This window comes from Streptomyces sp. TAA486, assembly GCF_000426165.1.
In genome coordinates, this window is sequence record NZ_KE384504.1 from 323243 (window position 1) to 337927 (window position 14685).

Below are 14685 nucleotides of genomic sequence, written 5' to 3' on the forward strand. Positions count from 1 at the left end.
GAAGGGGACCGGTCTCCACAGGGACTCACTGAACACGTGGTTCGTGCGGTACCGCCGGTCCCGCTGGTTCGTCAGCTGCTCCGGGCGCCGCGGCGACGGATCAGGTACATCGTCCCGCCACCGACGACGAGGAGCGCGCCCACGCCGGCGATGATCGGGGTGGCGGAGTTGCCTCCGGTCTCCGCGAGGCCGCCGCCGTCGTCGTCACCGGTCTGCGGGCCGGGCTCGTTGCCCCCGGCGCCCTTCGGCGTCTCGCAGGTCGCCTCGGAGAGGACGATCTCACCGGCGGCCTTCACGATGTTGAGGTTGGCCGGGTTCACCTCGTACGACAGCTTGAGCGCCGTCGCGGCTCCCGACGCGGCCTTGGTGGTGGTCTCCTCAAGGGCGATGTCGACGGTTCCCACACCGGGCAACTCGACCTTCTGGCTGCCGAGTCCGTTGACCTTGACCGGCTTCCCGAGGACGGAGACGTTCTCCAGGTCGGCCTTGGCGACGGGCTTCTCGCCCGCCTTGCACAGGGCGGTGGCGGTGAGAAGGTCGGCGCTCACCAGCGGCTTGGTCGGCAGGCCGGGCGCGAAGGCGCGGAGCCCGGCGAGCTTGACGTGCCCGACGGAGCGCTGCGCGCCTGCCTTGGCGCCGGAGCGGGCGACCTCGGCCTCGACCAGCCGCACGGGCTGACCCTTGTTGGCGCCGTTCACCTCTGCGGTCAGCAGCGTCTTGTCGGCGTCACGGGGCGCGCTGACAGAGTTGAGGGAGGCCCGGACCGGAACCTTGGCGGCGTTCACGACGGAGACGTTCAGATCGGCGCGGGCCGCGACGGCAGTGGCCTTGCCGGTCGATCCGGAGTGTCCGTCCGTGGAGGCTGCGTGGGCCGGGACGGAGATCATCGCGCCGCCGACGACGATGGTGGCGGTGCCCAGCAGCGCTGCCCGGCGTGCCCGCCGGCTCGAGACATGCATGATCAACTAGGGGAACCTTCCAGGGGACATGGAGCCGCCGAGGACGCCGAACCAGGGGGACAGCAGGGCCGGTCGGGGCTTGGTCCGGGGAACTATGCCGCCCCGGAGATCGGGGTGCAACTCCTGGTAACCCTATTTAGTGAAAGGCCGCCAGTAATTTCGAAGGCCCCTTCCAGGCCCTTCCTTTCTCCTTCCGGATACTGGCGCAGCCCCTGCCGATTTCCTCCTTCGTTCCTCCACCTCGCGGGAAGCCGCGCGCCCTTCCGTACCCCCAACTCCCGCTCTGTTCCGTCGCCTTGTGGAGGACTGAGCCACCACCAGTCAACGAACGGAGTCCATCGGCCGAGCCGGCGAGAATGTCGCTTCGTCGACGCGATGCGTGCCGGTCCCGTGACGTGCGGCGCCGGGATTCGAGCGCACGACGACGTCACTGCACCGCCGGAATTCGAAGACTCGGCACGTGCCGACCGCACCCACTCCGGCCTGCCTGCATTCCGCCCGCCCGCTCTTCCGCCGATTCACATCCCCCGCACCGCCGGGGTGGTCCCCCGCAACGGGACCGCCGCCTCACGAGAATTTCCCGCCCGGTGTGTCGATCCAGGGGGTCGCCGTTCGTATAGAGAGTGAGAAGCCGGGATGCCACGGGCACCGGACCGGCACCGTCACGAGGAGGCCCACCATGAAGCAGTACCTGCTCAGCATCTACCAGCCCGACGGGGACCCGCCGCCTCCGGAGGTCCTGGACCCGATCATGCGGGACATGGAGGCGCTGCAGGCCGAGTTGAGGGAGAGCGGTGCCTGGGTCTTCTCCGGCGGTCTGAACCCGCCGAGCACGGCGACCGTGCTGCAGGCGGAGGGCGAGGAGGTGCTCACCACCGATGGCCCGTACGTCGAGGGCAAGGAGCACCTCGGCGGGTTCACCGTCATCCAGGCGGAGGATCTGGACGCCGCCCTGGCCTGGGGCAGCAAGTTCGCCCAGGTGCTCAAGCCCCTCTCCATCGAGGTCAGGCCCATGGAGTTCGGGCACTGCGGGTGACGTGAGTGAGGCACGGCATGTCTCAGGTGTCCGCCTCGGCGGTCGAGCAGGTGTTCCGCGAGGAGTACGGGCGCGCGGTCGCCGTCCTGGTCCGCGTCTTCGGTGACATCGACGTCGCCGAAGACGCGGTCCAGGAGGCGTTCACGACGGCGGTCCAGCGGTGGCCGGCGGACGGACTGCCGCCCAGCCCGGCCGGATGGATCATCACCACCGCCCGCAACCGCGCCGTCGACCGCCTCCGCAGGGAAGCGACCCGTGCCGAACGGCACGCCGAGGCGGCGCTCCTCCATACCCGCGACGAGCCGGCAGAGGAGGGTCCCGTGCGCGACGAGCGCCTCAGCCTCATCTTCACGTGCTGCCATCCGGCGCTCGCGCCGGGTGCCCGAGTCGCGCTGACACTGCGGCTGCTGGGCGGGCTCACCACCACGGAGATCGCCCGTGCCTTCCTCGTGTCCGAGCAGGCCATGGCCCAGCGGATCGTACGGGCGAAAGGCAAGATCCGGGACGCGCGGATCCCCTACCGCGTACCTGCCGACGCCGATCTCCCCGACCGGCTCCAGGGCGTGCTGGCCGTCGTCTACCTGATCTTCAACGAAGGCCACACCGCAAGCTCCGGCGAGACCCTGGCGCGCGCGGACCTGTGCGCGGAGGCCCTGCGTCTGGGACGGCTCCTGGCCGAGCTCATGCCCGACGAGCCCGAGGTCCTGGGGCTGCTCGCCCTGATGCTGCTCGTCGAGTCCCGCAGAGAGGCCCGCACCACGCCCGACGGCGAACTGGTGCTGCTGGCCGACCAGGACCGCGGCCTGTGGGACCGCGAACTCATCGCCGGGGGCCAGGCACTCGTCCGCCGGTGCCTGCGCCGCGACCGTCCCGGCCCGTACCAGATCCAGGCGGCGATCCAGGCCGTGCACAGTGACGCGGCGACGGCGGCGGACACCGACTGGGGGCAGGTGCTGCAGCTGTACGACCAGCTCAGCATGGTCGCTCCCGGTCCGGTCGTGGCGCTGAACCGGGCGGTCGTGGTGGCCGAGGTCGAAGGCCCGCAGGAGGCGCTGGACTTGGTGGAGGGCATCGATCTCGACGGCTACCACGTGTTCCACGCCGTGCGGGCCGACCTGCTGCGCCGGCTGGGACGCGGGGACGAAGCCGCCCGGGCCTACGAGTCGGCGATCGCCCGCACCGAGAACCAGGCCGAGCGCGGCTTCCTCCGGCAGGCCGCCGACCGTGCCCGCGAGGGCGCCCGCGACCCGGGGGATTCACCGGAGCATTGAGGGACCGTCGCGCTCGGGCAGTTGGGCGGACGGAGGCCGCGCCGCCGGAACGTCACCGGATTTCGCCCCCGCCCACGTGTCGCGCTCTCACCAAGTGTCGACGTACGGGCGGCGCTTGCCGTCCCACGGCGCGGCATCCGCATGGTCGCGGAAGGCGGCCGTGATCCAACCGCGGCTGTCCGCCGGGTCGATGACGTCGTCGATCTCCAGGACCGTGGCCGCGTTGAGCGCCTTGCCGTTGGCGTAGAGCTCATCGACCCGGTCCTGGAAGGCGCGTTCGCGTGCCTCGGGGTCGGCGATCGCCTCCAGTTCGCGCCGGTACCCGAGCCGGACGGCACCCTCCAGGCCCATGGCGCCTATCTCTCCGCTCGGCCAGGCACCCGTGGCGACCGGTGCCCGCGTCGAGCCGCCCAGCATCGCCATCGCGCCCAGCCCGTACGCCTTGCGCAGTACCAACGCGCAGACCGGGACGGAGAGATTCGCGCCCGTCACGAAGAGCCGGGAGAAGTGCCGGACGGTGGCGGTGCGTTCGGAGTCGGGACCGACCATGAAGCCGGGGGTGTCGCAGAGGGAGACGACCGGAAGGCCGAAGGCGTCGCACAGTTGGAGGAAGCGGGCCGCCTTGTCCGCCGCGTCGCTGTCGATGGCGCCGCCCAGGTGCGCGGGGTTGCTGGCGATCAGCCCCATCGGGCGGCCTCCGATCCGTATCAGTGCGGTGACCGCTCCCGCGCCGAAGCCCCGCCGCAGCTCCAGCACCGAGCCGGTGTCGGCCAGTCCCTCGATGGCGTCCCGTATCTCGTAGGCACGGCGACGGTTCTCCGGCACGACATGGCGCAGCAGCCGCTGATCGGGCGCCTCCCAGTCGCTCAACGGGCCCTGGAAGTAGGCGAGATAGCGGCGGGCGAGACGGACGGCGTCGGCGTCGTCGGCGGCGGTGATGTCGACGACGCCGCCCGCGACCTGCACGTCCAGCGGGCCCACCTCGGACGGCCGGTAGCGGCCGAGCCCGCCGCCTTCGATCATCGCGGGGCCGCCCATGCCGATGCTGGACTCGGGAGTCGCGATCACGACGTCGCAGCAGCCCAGCAGCGCGGCGTTGCCCGCGAAGCAGTAGCCGGAAGCGATGCCGACCAGCGGTACGAGACCGCTGAGGCGTCCCATCTGGTGGAAGGTCGCCACGTCGAGTCCGGCGACCGCCGTGGTGTCGGTGTCGCCGGGACGGCCGCCGCCACCCTCCGCGAAGAGCACCACGGGGGCGCGCCTGCGTTCGGCCGCCTCCAGCAGGCGATCGGTCTTGCGGTGGTTCATATGGCCCTGGGTCCCGGCCAGAACCGTGTAGTCGTAGCTGAGGGCGACGCAGTCGGCGCGGTGCGGGCCGAAGAGATCCGCGTTGACGGTGCAGGTGCCGGCGACCATGCCGTCCGCGGGGGTGTTCGCGATCAGGTCGTCCAGGCTGCGGCGGCGGCGCTGCGCGGCGAGGGCAAGAGCCCCGTACTCGGTGAAGCTGCCCTCGTCGCACAGGTCGGCGAGGTTCTCGCGCGCGGTCCGCCGCCCGCGCTCGTGCCGGGCGGCGACGGCCGCGGGGCGTTCGGCGTCCTGCCCCACACGGTGCCGGCCGATGACCTCGGCGAGGTCGTCGCGCACCAGGTCGAGGTCGGTCTCCTGCTCCTGTACGGGGCCGTCGTCCCCGGTGCCGGCCGGGTCGAGCAGTACGACGGGCTGCCCTTCGGTCAGGGTGTCGCCCACGCCTACCGGAACTGCCAGCACAGTTCCGGCAGTTGACGCCTGTACGACGTGTTCCATCTTCATCGCTTCGAGGACGGCGAGTTGCTGCCCGGCACGTACGGCGTCCCCTGGAGAGGCATCGAGCGAGATCACGGTGCCGCTCATGGGAGCGCGGGCGGCCCCCGCGCCGTCGGCAGCAATCGCGTTCATGCCCGCGTCCGCATCCGGCGCTCCGCCGCTCACGTGCCGGTCGGCGAACCCGGTGTCGATGTCGCCGGTGAGGAATCCGGGCTCGTCCAGCAGTGTGCGCAGCAAGGGCACGGACGTGCGTACGCCCTCGACGTGGAACTGCGCCAGCGCGCGGCGTGCCCGCTCGGCCGCGGCGGTGAAGTGGGGTGCGCGGACAACGACTTTGGCGAGGAGCGGGTCGAAGGCCGTACCGGTCTCATGCCCGTCGGCGACGCCGGTGTCGACGCGCACGCCGGGGCCGTGAGGAGGCACGAAGCGGGTCAGCTTCCCGGCCGATTCGGCGCTCACCCGCGCCTGGATCGCGTACCCGCGGGGCGCCGGGGCGCTGCCCAGCCCGAGGTCCGCCAGCGACTCACCGCCGGCCAGGGCGAGTTGTACGGCCACGAGGTCGAGTCCGGTGATCTCCTCGGTGACGGTGTGCTCGACCTGGAGACGCGGATTGGCCTCCAGGAAGTAGAACTCCCCGCCCTCGACCAGGAATTCGAAGGTGCCAAGGCCGCTGTAACCGGCGGCGCGCGCCATCCCCAGCGACGCCTCCAGCAGACGGTCCCGCGTCCCTTCGTCGAGTGAGGGCGCGGGCGCGGTCTCGATCAGCTTCTGATGCCGCCGCTGGACGCTGCAGTCCCGCTCCCACAGATGCACCACGGCGCCGTCGCGGTCCCCGGCGATCTGCACCTCTATGTGCCGCGCGCCGGTCAGCAGCCTCTCCACGTACAACTCGCCGCGTCCGAAGGCGTGCCGGGCCTCCGAGGCGCAGCGCTTCCACGCCTCGTCGAGCCTTTCCGCGCTCCCTTCGCCGCCGCGCACCTCGCGCATCCCGCGTCCGCCACCACCGGAGAGAGCCTTGATCATCACCGCGCCGTCGCGGCCCTGCCCGTCCAGGAAGGCTCGGGCCTCCTCCAGCGTGGTGGGCCCGGTGGTGCCGGACAGCACGGGGACGCCGCTGTCCGCGGCGAGTTCGCGTGCCCGTGCCTTGTCGCCCAACAGGTCGAGGACTTCGGGAGGCGGCCCGACGAACGTGAGACCGCGCTCGGCGCAGCGACGGGCGAAGTCGGCCCGCTCGCTGAGGAATCCCCAGCCGGGGTGGACGAACCGGCACTCCGCGCGCTCGGCCACGTCCAGAAGCCCGTCGACGTCCAGATACGCGGCGGGGCCCGAACCCTTCAGCGCGTGCGCCTCGTCGGCGAGCCGCACATGGAGCGAGTCGGCGTCGTCGACCGCGTGCACGGCGACGGTACGCATCCCGGCCTCGGCCGCGCCGCGCAGCACCCGTACCGCGGCCTCCCCACGGTTCGCGACGAGCACGGCTGCCGGTTCCATATGCCCTCCACGCTGCACTGTTCCGAGGACGTCATGCTCATTGACACTGGTGTCAACGTCAATATGCTGCCCGTCGTGGCACCACGGCAGCAGCAGGCATGGGCAGCACGCACGGAGCACGACAGACGGGACGCCCGCACCCGTGCGCTGCTCCTCGCGGCTGCCGGGCGGGTCTTCGCGCGGCACGGATACGGGCCCGCGACGATCGCCGACATCACCGCCGAGGCGGGCCTCTCGCGTGCCGCCTTCTACGTCTACTTCGCCTCGAAGACAGAGGTGTTCAGGGTGCTGGCGGTGCAGGTGCGCGACGCCTTTCTGGCCGCGCAGGAGGTTCCCGGGACGGACCCCGACGACCCCTGCGCGGTGGCGCGGGCCTCCACCGGCGCGTTCATCGCCGCATACGCCGAACATCTGCCGCTGCTGGCCCTCTTCGAGCAGCAGGCTCTCTCCGACCACGAGGTCGGTGAGCTGTGGACGGAGATCGAGCGCCGCCCGCTGCGCCGGCACGCCAGATACGTACGCGGGCTGGTGAAGGCCGGCCGTGCCGACCCGGTCGTCGAACCACTCGCGCTGGCACGCGCCGTGGGTGCGATGTCCACGACCTGGGCGCGTCTGGTGGCCGCCGAGCCGGATGTGTACGAGGACGCCGTGCGCGACGTCACCACCATGTATCTCCACCTGCTACGCGTCACTCCGCGAGACGGGAGCGAGCCGCCCCATGGATCCGAACCGTCCCCAGCACCGCGCGACGCGAGGCCCGACGCACCACGATCCCGGCCCGGTTGAGACCTACCTGGCGGAAGTGCGCCGACGCCAGGACCGCATACGCCCCGCGCAGCTCCCGACACGGCCGCGCTATCCGCTCGGCGAGATCACCCTTTCCGCCCACGTCCGGCACTGGGCCCGGGTCCGCCCTCAGCACCCGGCGATCGTCTTCTACGGCGCCGAGACCAGCTACGCCGAACTGGACGACGCCTCCGACCGGTTGGCCGGATGGCTCGTGGACGCCGGAGTACGGCCCGGGGACCGCGTCGGGGTCCATCTCCCCAACTGCCCCCAATTCCTTGTTGCGTTCCTCGCGGTGCTGCGGGCCGGAGCGGTGCACGTGCCGGTCAACCCCCTCTTCCGCGCCACCGAACTGCGTCACGAACTCCAGGACGCCGCCCCGGAGTTGGTGATCACGCTGGACGCGCTGGCTCCGCTGGTGGAGGAGGTGCGACCCGGGACGTCCGTACGGAAGGTCCTGGTCACGTCGTTCGCCGACGCGCTGCCCGAGGAGCCCGTGCTCCCGCTGCCGCGCTCCATGACGGACGGGGCCGGTGGGGCCGGGCAGCACGGTTTGCCGCGCTCCGGGTGGGCCGAGGCCCTGGCCCGTCCTCCGCTGGGGCAGGTTGCCGACGACCTGGACGCCCTGGCCGCACTCAACTACACCGGCGGAACCACGGGCCTTCCCAAGGGGTGCGAGCACACCCAGCGCCACATGGTCTACACGGCGGCAGCCGTCTGCGCCGGGTCCTCACTCACCGAGGGCGAAGGCATGACGGTGCTGTGCCACCTGCCCGTCTTCTGGATCGCCGGCGAGAACCTCGGCATCCTCGCACCGCTGGTCAGCGGCGGCACCAGCGTGCTCCTCACCCGCTGGGACCCGTCCGCCGCACTCCGCGGGATCGAGCGCTACGGAGTCGACGTACTGACCGGGACGGTGGAGAACTACCAAGAGCTCCTGGAACACCCCGAGTTCGGCGACTGCGACCTGAGCAGCCTCACGAACCCCACCGTGATCTCCTTCATCCGCAAGCTCTCCCCCGAACTGCGCGGACGCTGGCGCGAAGCGGTCGGCGGACACAGCGTGCTGCGCGAAGCCTCGTACGGGATGACGGAGACGCACACCAGCGACACCTTCACGCTGGGCTTCCAGGACGAGGACCGGGATCTGCTCACCGACCCCGTCTTCTGCGGACTGCCGGTCCCGGAGACCGACGTCATGGTCACCGACTTCAGCACCGGCGAGCCGCTGCCGCTGGGGGAACACGGAGAGATCGTGCTGCGCGGTCCGTCCCTCCTTCGCGGGTACTGGCGCACACCCGAGGCCACGGCGGAGGCGCTGCGCGACGGCTGGTTGCACACCGGCGACATCGGGATGCTCGACGAGGACGGCTGTCTGCACTACCTCGGCCGGGACAAGGACATGATCAAGGTCAACGGCATGAGCGTCTTCCCGGCCGAGGTGGAGGCCCTGCTGGACAGGCACCCGGACGTCGTTTCCGCGGCCGTCGTCGCGGTGCCGGACTCCCGGAGCGGGCAGCTCCCCTACGCGTTCGTGCGTACACGCCCCGGGGCCTTCCTCACCAGCGGTCATCTGCGGGAATGGGCGCGCGCGAACATGGCTGTGTACAAGGTGCCGGTGGTCGAGCTGGTCGAGGAGTTCCCCCTCACCGCCACGGGCAAGATCCGCAAGGTGGAACTCGCGGAGCGGGCCGCGCACGCCTGCGGCGCCTGAGCGGATTGGGTTCCGGTTCCCGTTCCGCTACCGGATCGTGCCGTAGGCCGACTGGTGGGGCCATTGTCCGGATCGCGACCGGCTTCCCGAACCACATAGCAGTCTTGGGCGCTGCGGAAACGGTTCTTGTCCGGTCGGGACGAGGGCCGAGCGCAACGGCGAACACCTCGCTAACCTCCTTGCACTGGAACGCGTGTGTCGAGAGGTGGGGCGGATGGGGTCCGGCATGGTCACGGGACGGGCGATCGGCACGGTGCTGGTGGTGATCGCGCTCGCGGGCACGCTCGCAGCACTGATCATGCCCTCCGACATGTTCGAGGGAAACAGGGCCAGCGCGCTGGCCAGGGCCGGATGGCAGGACGACGGCAGGGGAACCTGGAACACGAAGTACGGGCCGCTCACGCCGATGGACCGTGACTTCGTACGGAAGGTGCGCGCCGCGGGACTGTGGGAAGGCCCTGCCGGCCGCTCCGCACAGGAACGGGGCACGACCAAGTCGGTGCGGATCGCGGGCGACCATCTCGTCGACGGCCATGAGGAATTGGACAGGCGCGCCATCTCCGCCAGCCGCGCGTTGAAAGTCTCGCTGCCGAACCAGCCGACCGGCTCCCAGCAGAAGTACCTGAACGACATGGACAACGCCACGGGCAAGGACTTCGACAAGATCCTCGTCGCCCACCTGCGCAAGCAGCACGGCGTGGTCTTCGGCCTGGTGGGCCTGGTGCGCGATCAGACCCGCAACTCGATGGTGCGAAACCTGGCGACCCGCGCCAACACCATCGTTCTCGACCACATCACGGTCCTGGAGGACACGGGTCTTGTGAAGTTCGAGGAACTCAACGACGTGAAGTGACCGGCGCCGCCCGGGCCGAGGCGTCCCCGATCGGACGGCGAGGCGTCGGGTGGCGACGTGCCGCACCGCGAGCTGTCAGGCGTCGTACTCGTCGGGCAGGCGCATGTGGGGACCGCCGACCTGCAGCCCGAGCGGGACGGCGCGCCCCTCCGGTTCCTCCCACGCCTCCTGGCGGCCCAGAGCGGTGAGATCGAGGTACTGGTAGCCGTTGTGGAACTCCTCGATGCCCCGGCCGTACGTGGAGTAGGTGTGGAAGACCTCCTCGCCGACCCGCAGGAACGCGCTGATCCCCGGCAGTTCCGAACCGCGCATGCTCTCCGCCCAGGGCCCGCCCGTCCACGGTGTTCCGGCCTCGGCGAGTTCGGCCTCGGTGCGGAAGTGGAGCAGCACCGGCGCGACGCGGTCGTCGAGCGTGGCGTGGAAGTCGTAGTTGAAGTCGCTGTCGTACGAGGAGTACCAGGGGAAGGTCCAGCCCATCCGCTCCCGGAACGCGGCGATCTTCTCGTACGGGGCTCGTGACACGGCGACGAGCGTGGTGTTGCGCACGTGCAGCTGCCGCAGCCTGCCGATCCCGTCGGCGGCGGAGGAGCAGCTCGAGCAGCCCTGCTCCCAGTCCGGGCCGAACATGAAGTGATGCATCACCAGCTGCGGCCTGCCCTCGAACAGGTCGAGGAGACTCATCGCCCCGCCCGGGCCCTCGAATGTGTACGGCTTGTCCATGCGGACCATCGGCAGCCGTCGGCGGTCGGCATTGACCCGGTCACGGGCCCGGGTCAACTCCTTCTCCTTCGCGAGCAGTTCCCTGCGGGCGGCGAGCCATTCCTCCCGCGACACCACCTCGGGCAGGTTCGCCATCGTCGTCATCGCGATCCCTCCAGACCGATCTCATTTTGCAACTGGATGCAGCCTAGGGAATACTGCTTCGGAAACGCAACTGGTTCGGAGGTGGGGGCGGTGAGGAAGGACAAGCGGTCGGGCTGCCCGGTCAACCTGTCGCTCGAGATCTTCGGCGACCGCTGGACACTGCTCGTCCTGCGCGACGTCATCTTCACCGGCGCCAGGCACTTCCGTGAACTGCTCTCCGGCCCCGAGCGGATCTCGTCGAACATCCTGGCCGACCGGCTCGCCGTCCTCGTCGAGCACGGACTTCTCAGCCGGGCCGGTGACCCCTCGCACAAGCAGAAGGTCACCTACAGCCTCACCGAGCGCGCGATAGAGCTGGTCCCCGTGCTCGTCCAGCTCAGCGCGTGGGGAGTGCGCCACCTCCCCGTGGACGAGGAGTACGCCGCCCGCGCGCGGGTGCTCGCCGCCGGCGGGCCACCGGTCTGGGAGACCTTCATGGACGAGCTCCGGCAGGCCCACCTCGGACCACAGGCGCGGCGTGCACCGGCGCCGGCCGGCCCCACCGTCGCGGAACAGCTCCAGGCCGCCTGCACCTCCGCGCCCCGGCGTTGAGCGGCTCGACGTCGTCGCGAACTCGCGTGCCCTGCCCCGACGTTCGCGACTCCGGCCGGGCCCGGCGGGGCCACGCGGACCGTCGACGTCGCGGCACGACATTGCTCCGAGTGCAGCACAGGAATCCCGGCCCTAGCCTGGACGCGATGGTGCTCAGAAGGGGCACCCGTCAGTGACCCCGACCTCCGGCGGAGGAGGTTCGATGTCCGGCACGGATCCCACATCACCTGACGATCCCGAGGGACGTTCGCGCGGGCAGCGCGAAGGCCCGGCGTCCGAGCCGACGCCTGAGCGCGCCTCCGGGCAGCACACCGGCCGGGAGGCCCCGGGCTCCGAGTCCCGGTCCGCCTCCGTGAGCCACCTCGACGAGAAGCGCTCGGGCCGCAGGCCCGAGGGCCCTCCGCACCCGAGGAAGAGCACCCCGGGGCAGACGCTCAAGCGCACGATGAGCGAGTTCAAGGAAGACAATCTCTCGGACGCGGCAGCGTCCCTGACCTACTTCGCGGTGCTGTCGATCTTCCCGGCGCTCATCGCGCTGTTCTCGCTCGTCAGCCTGGTGATGAGCCCGAAGAAGATCATCAGTGCGGGCACGGACCTGGTCAGTTCGATCGGACCCGCGTCGGCGGTGAACACCCTCGAGGGCCCGATCAACGACCTGGCGGCGAGCAAGGAAGCAGCGGGGGTCCTGCTCGTCGTCGGTGTCGCCGCAGCTCTGTGGACCGCGTCGGCCTACGTCGGCGCCTTCATGCGCGCTTCGAACGTGATCTACGAGGTCGAGGAGGGCCGGCCCTTCGTCAAGCTCCGCCCCCTGCAGATGCTCGTCACGCTCGTTCTCGTCCTGCTGCAGGCCATCATCCTGATCGCACTCGTGGTCAGCGGGCCGCTGGCGACGAAGGCCGGATCGGTCATCGGCGCGGGCGACTCCGCAGTGACGGCCTGGAACTTCGCGAAGTGGCCCGTTCTGCTGCTGGTCGTCGTTCTCATGTTCTGCGTGCTGTACTACGCGTCCCCCAACGCCCGTCTGTCCGGCCTGAAGTCGGTCGTCCCGGGCGCCCTGCTGGCACTGGCCATCTGGCTGGTCGCATCGGTCGGCTTCGCCGCCTATGTCGTCAACTTCGGCTCGTACAACAAGACTTACGGGGCGCTCGCGGGAGTGATCGTCTTCCTGGTGTGGCTGTGGATCACGAACCTCGCGATCCTGCTGGGGGCCGAGTTCAACGCCGAGCGGGAACGCAGCCGCGAGATCGCGGCCGGGACCCGAGGTGCGGAGCGGGAACTCCAGCTCGACGAACGCTCCAGGCCCCAGCGGAAGAAGCGATCACGCACCGCCTGATCCGCCTTTCACGAGCGCCGGTTGCCGGCCTCCACCGTGGAGATCGAGCAGTACGGCCCCCTTGAGAAGCGAACCGTCGGGGCAGGCGATCACGGGAGGCCACGGGACGGGGACCGCTCGGCGGGCATGCGCTGTTTCGTACGGGGTACCTCTGCCTTCAGGTTGTTTGCATGACCGGTAATGCACACTTCCTAGGCGTTCGCCGGTTGGACAAACAGCCGCGCAGGCCGTGACGTGGGTGCCCTCTCCCGCCAGGCGGGGCAGGGCACTCCGTTATTGCGACGACAGCCCCATGGAGCGACCGTTGCCGTGCAGCGGAGTCGGACGGGCCCACTGCTTCGGGCTACTGCTTCCCCAGCTCCTTCAGCGCAGCCTGGACCGCGCCCCGCAGGCGTGCGTCCACGACACGTTCCTGAGTGCTCGCCGTGATCCCCTCTGCCACCGCGTGCAGCTTGGTGTTCGTGTGCTGGGAGACGGTCACCAAGACCTCCCAGGCGTCATCCGGGGAGAGGCTGTACGCGGCCATGAGGACACCCTTGGCCTGATCGATGGCAGGCCGGGTCTGCATGGCTCGTCGCAGCTGCGACACTTCGAGGCGCAGATCCTGATCGGCATCCTCGAGCAGGCCACCCGTGATGAGTGCCTCCACGTCGTCCGGGCCGGGACGGTCGTCCAAGCCCGGCCCAGGCACCGCCTGTGTGCTGCCGCTGTCCGTCAGCGCTGCATCCTGCTCAGGTGTCTGCCCGAAGAACGCAGGCTCCACCATGAGGTTCTCTCCCCTCCCTCCGCGGCCAACCCCGGCCGTCAGCCCACCCCTAGGTCGCACACGCACTAATATACGTGAACTGCAGTACGTGTTATTAAGGGCATGAATGCCTGATCGGTAGAGTCGGAGGATGGACGGAGTGCCCGAGCCCCACACCGGATGGACGTTTCTGACCAACCACGCGCGAGTGCTGGCCACGATCGCCGACGATCGCAACGCCCGCATTCGCGATATCGCCGCGCACTGCCGTCTCACAGAGCGCGCCGTCCAGAAGATCATTTATGACCTCGAGGAAGAGGGCTACCTCTCCCACACCCGCGTCGGCCGCGCCAACACGTACGAGATCGAGCCCCGTAAGGTGCTGCGCCACCCGGCCGAAGCCGGCCTGACCGTCGCGTCGTTGCTGTCCTGGCTCCTCAAGGACGAGGCCGACCGCAAGTCGCCCCAGTCGGGCTGACAACGCGCCACCCCCGAGGGGCACTTGAGCGCCCGGCACCGAAAGGGCAGGTCGAGCCGAAGGATCAGCAGTCCCCCGCCCCGCCCTCCCATGTCCCACTCCGCCCCCGCAGCGCGGCCGGGGCCGACGCAGGCCCTGTGGCCGCCGCTCTTTCGTCCGTTGACTTGTCTTAAGTCTTGACGCACCATGTTGCGACAAGACTTAAGACATAGACATGTCGCGCTGAAAGGAAGGTGGCCGGATGAGTGACAAGTCGGTACCTCCGGCGGATGTTGAGCGGGCGGCTGCGTGGCTGGCCCAGCACGGCCTGGCCGATGCCCGGCCGACACCGTTGCTGGCCACGCGCCTGGAGGCCCGGCGACGTACCCGCCTGGCCGCGGATGTCCTGCTGGCCGTGTTCATCATCGCGGTCGCCCTCATCTACACCGTCGACAAGTTCACCGGCGCCGCGGTCGAGGGGTCCGGGGCGTACCGGCACTGGTCGCTGCTGGTCCTGACGGCGGTGGTCGTGGCGTTGGTGCTGGCTCAGTCGCTGCTGGACCGGCGGGTGCGGCGGGTCGACCGGCGGGCCGCCGCGACGTTGCCGCGACGGGCGGCACACCCGATCCGGCCCGGCTGGCGCACCGTGCTCGGCCTGCCGCGTGCCGTGTTCGCGGTTGCCACGTTCGTGGGTGCGATGGTGCTGGGAGTCGGCGCCCTGACAGCAGAGGGTCCCACCGCGCGGTACGGAGCATTCGTCCTGCTCATCGGGCTGTGCGGGG

At 70.2% G+C, this 14685-nt stretch carries 13 protein-coding genes; 9 read left to right on the forward strand and 4 right to left on the reverse strand.

Going from position 1 to position 14685, the window contains the following annotated elements:
* Positions 1-71: 71 nt before the first annotated feature.
* Entirely contained in the window at positions 72-959 is an 888-nt protein-coding gene (locus I004_RS0131165; protein ID WP_028438669.1) for a choice-of-anchor P family protein, read from the reverse strand.
* Between the two features lie 679 nt (positions 960-1638).
* On the opposite strand from I004_RS0131165, the gene I004_RS0131170 reads away from it, so the two are divergent.
* Positions 1639-1995 carry a YciI family protein gene (locus I004_RS0131170; RefSeq protein ID WP_028438670.1) on the forward strand — a complete coding sequence of 119 codons (357 nt, stop codon included), beginning with the start codon at positions 1639-1641 and terminating at the stop codon, positions 1993-1995.
* A gap of 17 nt (positions 1996-2012) precedes the next feature.
* Positions 2013-3266, forward strand: a complete 1254-nt coding sequence (locus I004_RS37290; RefSeq protein ID WP_051345640.1) for an RNA polymerase sigma factor — start codon at positions 2013-2015, stop codon at positions 3264-3266.
* 87 nt (positions 3267-3353) lie between these two features.
* On the opposite strand, the gene I004_RS0131180 is transcribed toward I004_RS37290, so the two are convergent.
* Positions 3354-6560, reverse strand: a complete 3207-nt coding sequence (locus I004_RS0131180; protein ID WP_028438671.1) for a carboxyl transferase domain-containing protein — start codon at positions 6558-6560, stop codon at positions 3354-3356.
* Between the two features lie 75 nt (positions 6561-6635).
* On the opposite strand from I004_RS0131180, the gene I004_RS37295 reads away from it, so the two are divergent.
* The 3 genes from I004_RS37295 (at position 6636) to I004_RS0131195 (ending at position 9913) form a co-directional block, all read left to right on the forward strand.
* Positions 6636-7346, forward strand: coding sequence for a TetR/AcrR family transcriptional regulator (locus I004_RS37295; protein WP_078511980.1), 711 nt, complete (start codon positions 6636-6638; stop codon positions 7344-7346).
* The gene (locus I004_RS37300) at positions 7279-9060 is read left to right on the forward strand and encodes an AMP-binding protein (RefSeq protein ID WP_051345641.1); all 1782 of its coding nucleotides are present in this window, start codon (positions 7279-7281) and stop codon (positions 9058-9060) included. The genes I004_RS37295 and I004_RS37300 overlap by 68 nt, the downstream gene beginning before the upstream one ends.
* A gap of 214 nt (positions 9061-9274) precedes the next feature.
* On the forward strand, positions 9275-9913 hold the full coding sequence (locus I004_RS0131195; RefSeq protein WP_037978525.1) for a DUF4142 domain-containing protein: 639 nt from the start codon (positions 9275-9277) through the stop codon (positions 9911-9913).
* A 75-nt stretch (positions 9914-9988) separates the two neighbouring features.
* On the opposite strand, the gene I004_RS0131200 is transcribed toward I004_RS0131195, so the two are convergent.
* Positions 9989-10777, reverse strand: coding sequence for a DUF899 domain-containing protein (locus I004_RS0131200; protein WP_028438673.1), 789 nt, complete (start codon positions 10775-10777; stop codon positions 9989-9991).
* A 90-nt stretch (positions 10778-10867) separates the two neighbouring features.
* Here I004_RS0131200 and I004_RS0131205 point away from each other — a divergent pair, with 90 nt between their 5' ends.
* Positions 10868-11368 carry a winged helix-turn-helix transcriptional regulator gene (locus I004_RS0131205; protein ID WP_028438674.1) on the forward strand — a complete coding sequence of 167 codons (501 nt, stop codon included), beginning with the start codon at positions 10868-10870 and terminating at the stop codon, positions 11366-11368.
* Positions 11369-11570: 202 nt separating this feature from the next.
* Positions 11571-12701 carry a YhjD/YihY/BrkB family envelope integrity protein gene (locus I004_RS0131210; RefSeq protein ID WP_028438675.1) on the forward strand — a complete coding sequence of 377 codons (1131 nt, stop codon included), beginning with the start codon at positions 11571-11573 and terminating at the stop codon, positions 12699-12701.
* A gap of 343 nt (positions 12702-13044) precedes the next feature.
* Here I004_RS0131210 and I004_RS0131215 read toward each other — a convergent pair whose 3' ends face one another.
* Positions 13045-13467 carry an ANTAR domain-containing protein gene (locus I004_RS0131215; RefSeq protein WP_028438676.1) on the reverse strand — a complete coding sequence of 141 codons (423 nt, stop codon included), beginning with the start codon at positions 13465-13467 and terminating at the stop codon, positions 13045-13047.
* A 130-nt stretch (positions 13468-13597) separates the two neighbouring features.
* Here I004_RS0131215 and I004_RS0131220 point away from each other — a divergent pair, with 130 nt between their 5' ends.
* Both I004_RS0131220 and I004_RS37305 read left to right on the forward strand, forming a co-directional pair.
* Positions 13598-13924: an ArsR family transcriptional regulator gene (locus tag I004_RS0131220; RefSeq protein WP_028438677.1), complete on the forward strand. Its 327-nt coding sequence runs from the start codon at positions 13598-13600 to the stop codon at positions 13922-13924.
* A gap of 241 nt (positions 13925-14165) precedes the next feature.
* Positions 14166-14685: hypothetical protein (locus tag I004_RS37305; protein ID WP_037978527.1), on the forward strand; the 520-nt coding region annotated here is incomplete at its 3' end.

Excerpts from the sequence above, each read along its gene's own strand:
- I004_RS0131165 (WP_028438669.1), bottom strand. The coding sequence starts at position 959 with ATGCATGTCTCGAGCCGGCGGGCACGCCGGGCAGCGCTGCTGGGCACC.
- I004_RS0131170 (WP_028438670.1), top strand. The coding sequence starts at position 1,639 with ATGAAGCAGTACCTGCTCAGCATCTACCAGCCCGACGGGGACCCGCCG.
- I004_RS37290 (WP_051345640.1), top strand. The coding sequence starts at position 2,013 with ATGTCTCAGGTGTCCGCCTCGGCGGTCGAGCAGGTGTTCCGCGAGGAG.
- I004_RS0131180 (WP_028438671.1), bottom strand. The coding sequence starts at position 6,560 with ATGGAACCGGCAGCCGTGCTCGTCGCGAACCGTGGGGAGGCCGCGGTA.
- I004_RS37300 (WP_051345641.1), top strand. The coding sequence starts at position 7,279 with ATGGATCCGAACCGTCCCCAGCACCGCGCGACGCGAGGCCCGACGCAC.
- I004_RS0131195 (WP_037978525.1), top strand. The coding sequence starts at position 9,275 with ATGGGGTCCGGCATGGTCACGGGACGGGCGATCGGCACGGTGCTGGTG.
- I004_RS0131200 (WP_028438673.1), bottom strand. The coding sequence starts at position 10,777 with ATGACGACGATGGCGAACCTGCCCGAGGTGGTGTCGCGGGAGGAATGG.
- I004_RS0131210 (WP_028438675.1), top strand. The coding sequence starts at position 11,571 with ATGTCCGGCACGGATCCCACATCACCTGACGATCCCGAGGGACGTTCG.
- I004_RS0131215 (WP_028438676.1), bottom strand. The coding sequence starts at position 13,467 with ATGGTGGAGCCTGCGTTCTTCGGGCAGACACCTGAGCAGGATGCAGCG.
- I004_RS0131220 (WP_028438677.1), top strand. The coding sequence starts at position 13,598 with ATGGACGGAGTGCCCGAGCCCCACACCGGATGGACGTTTCTGACCAAC.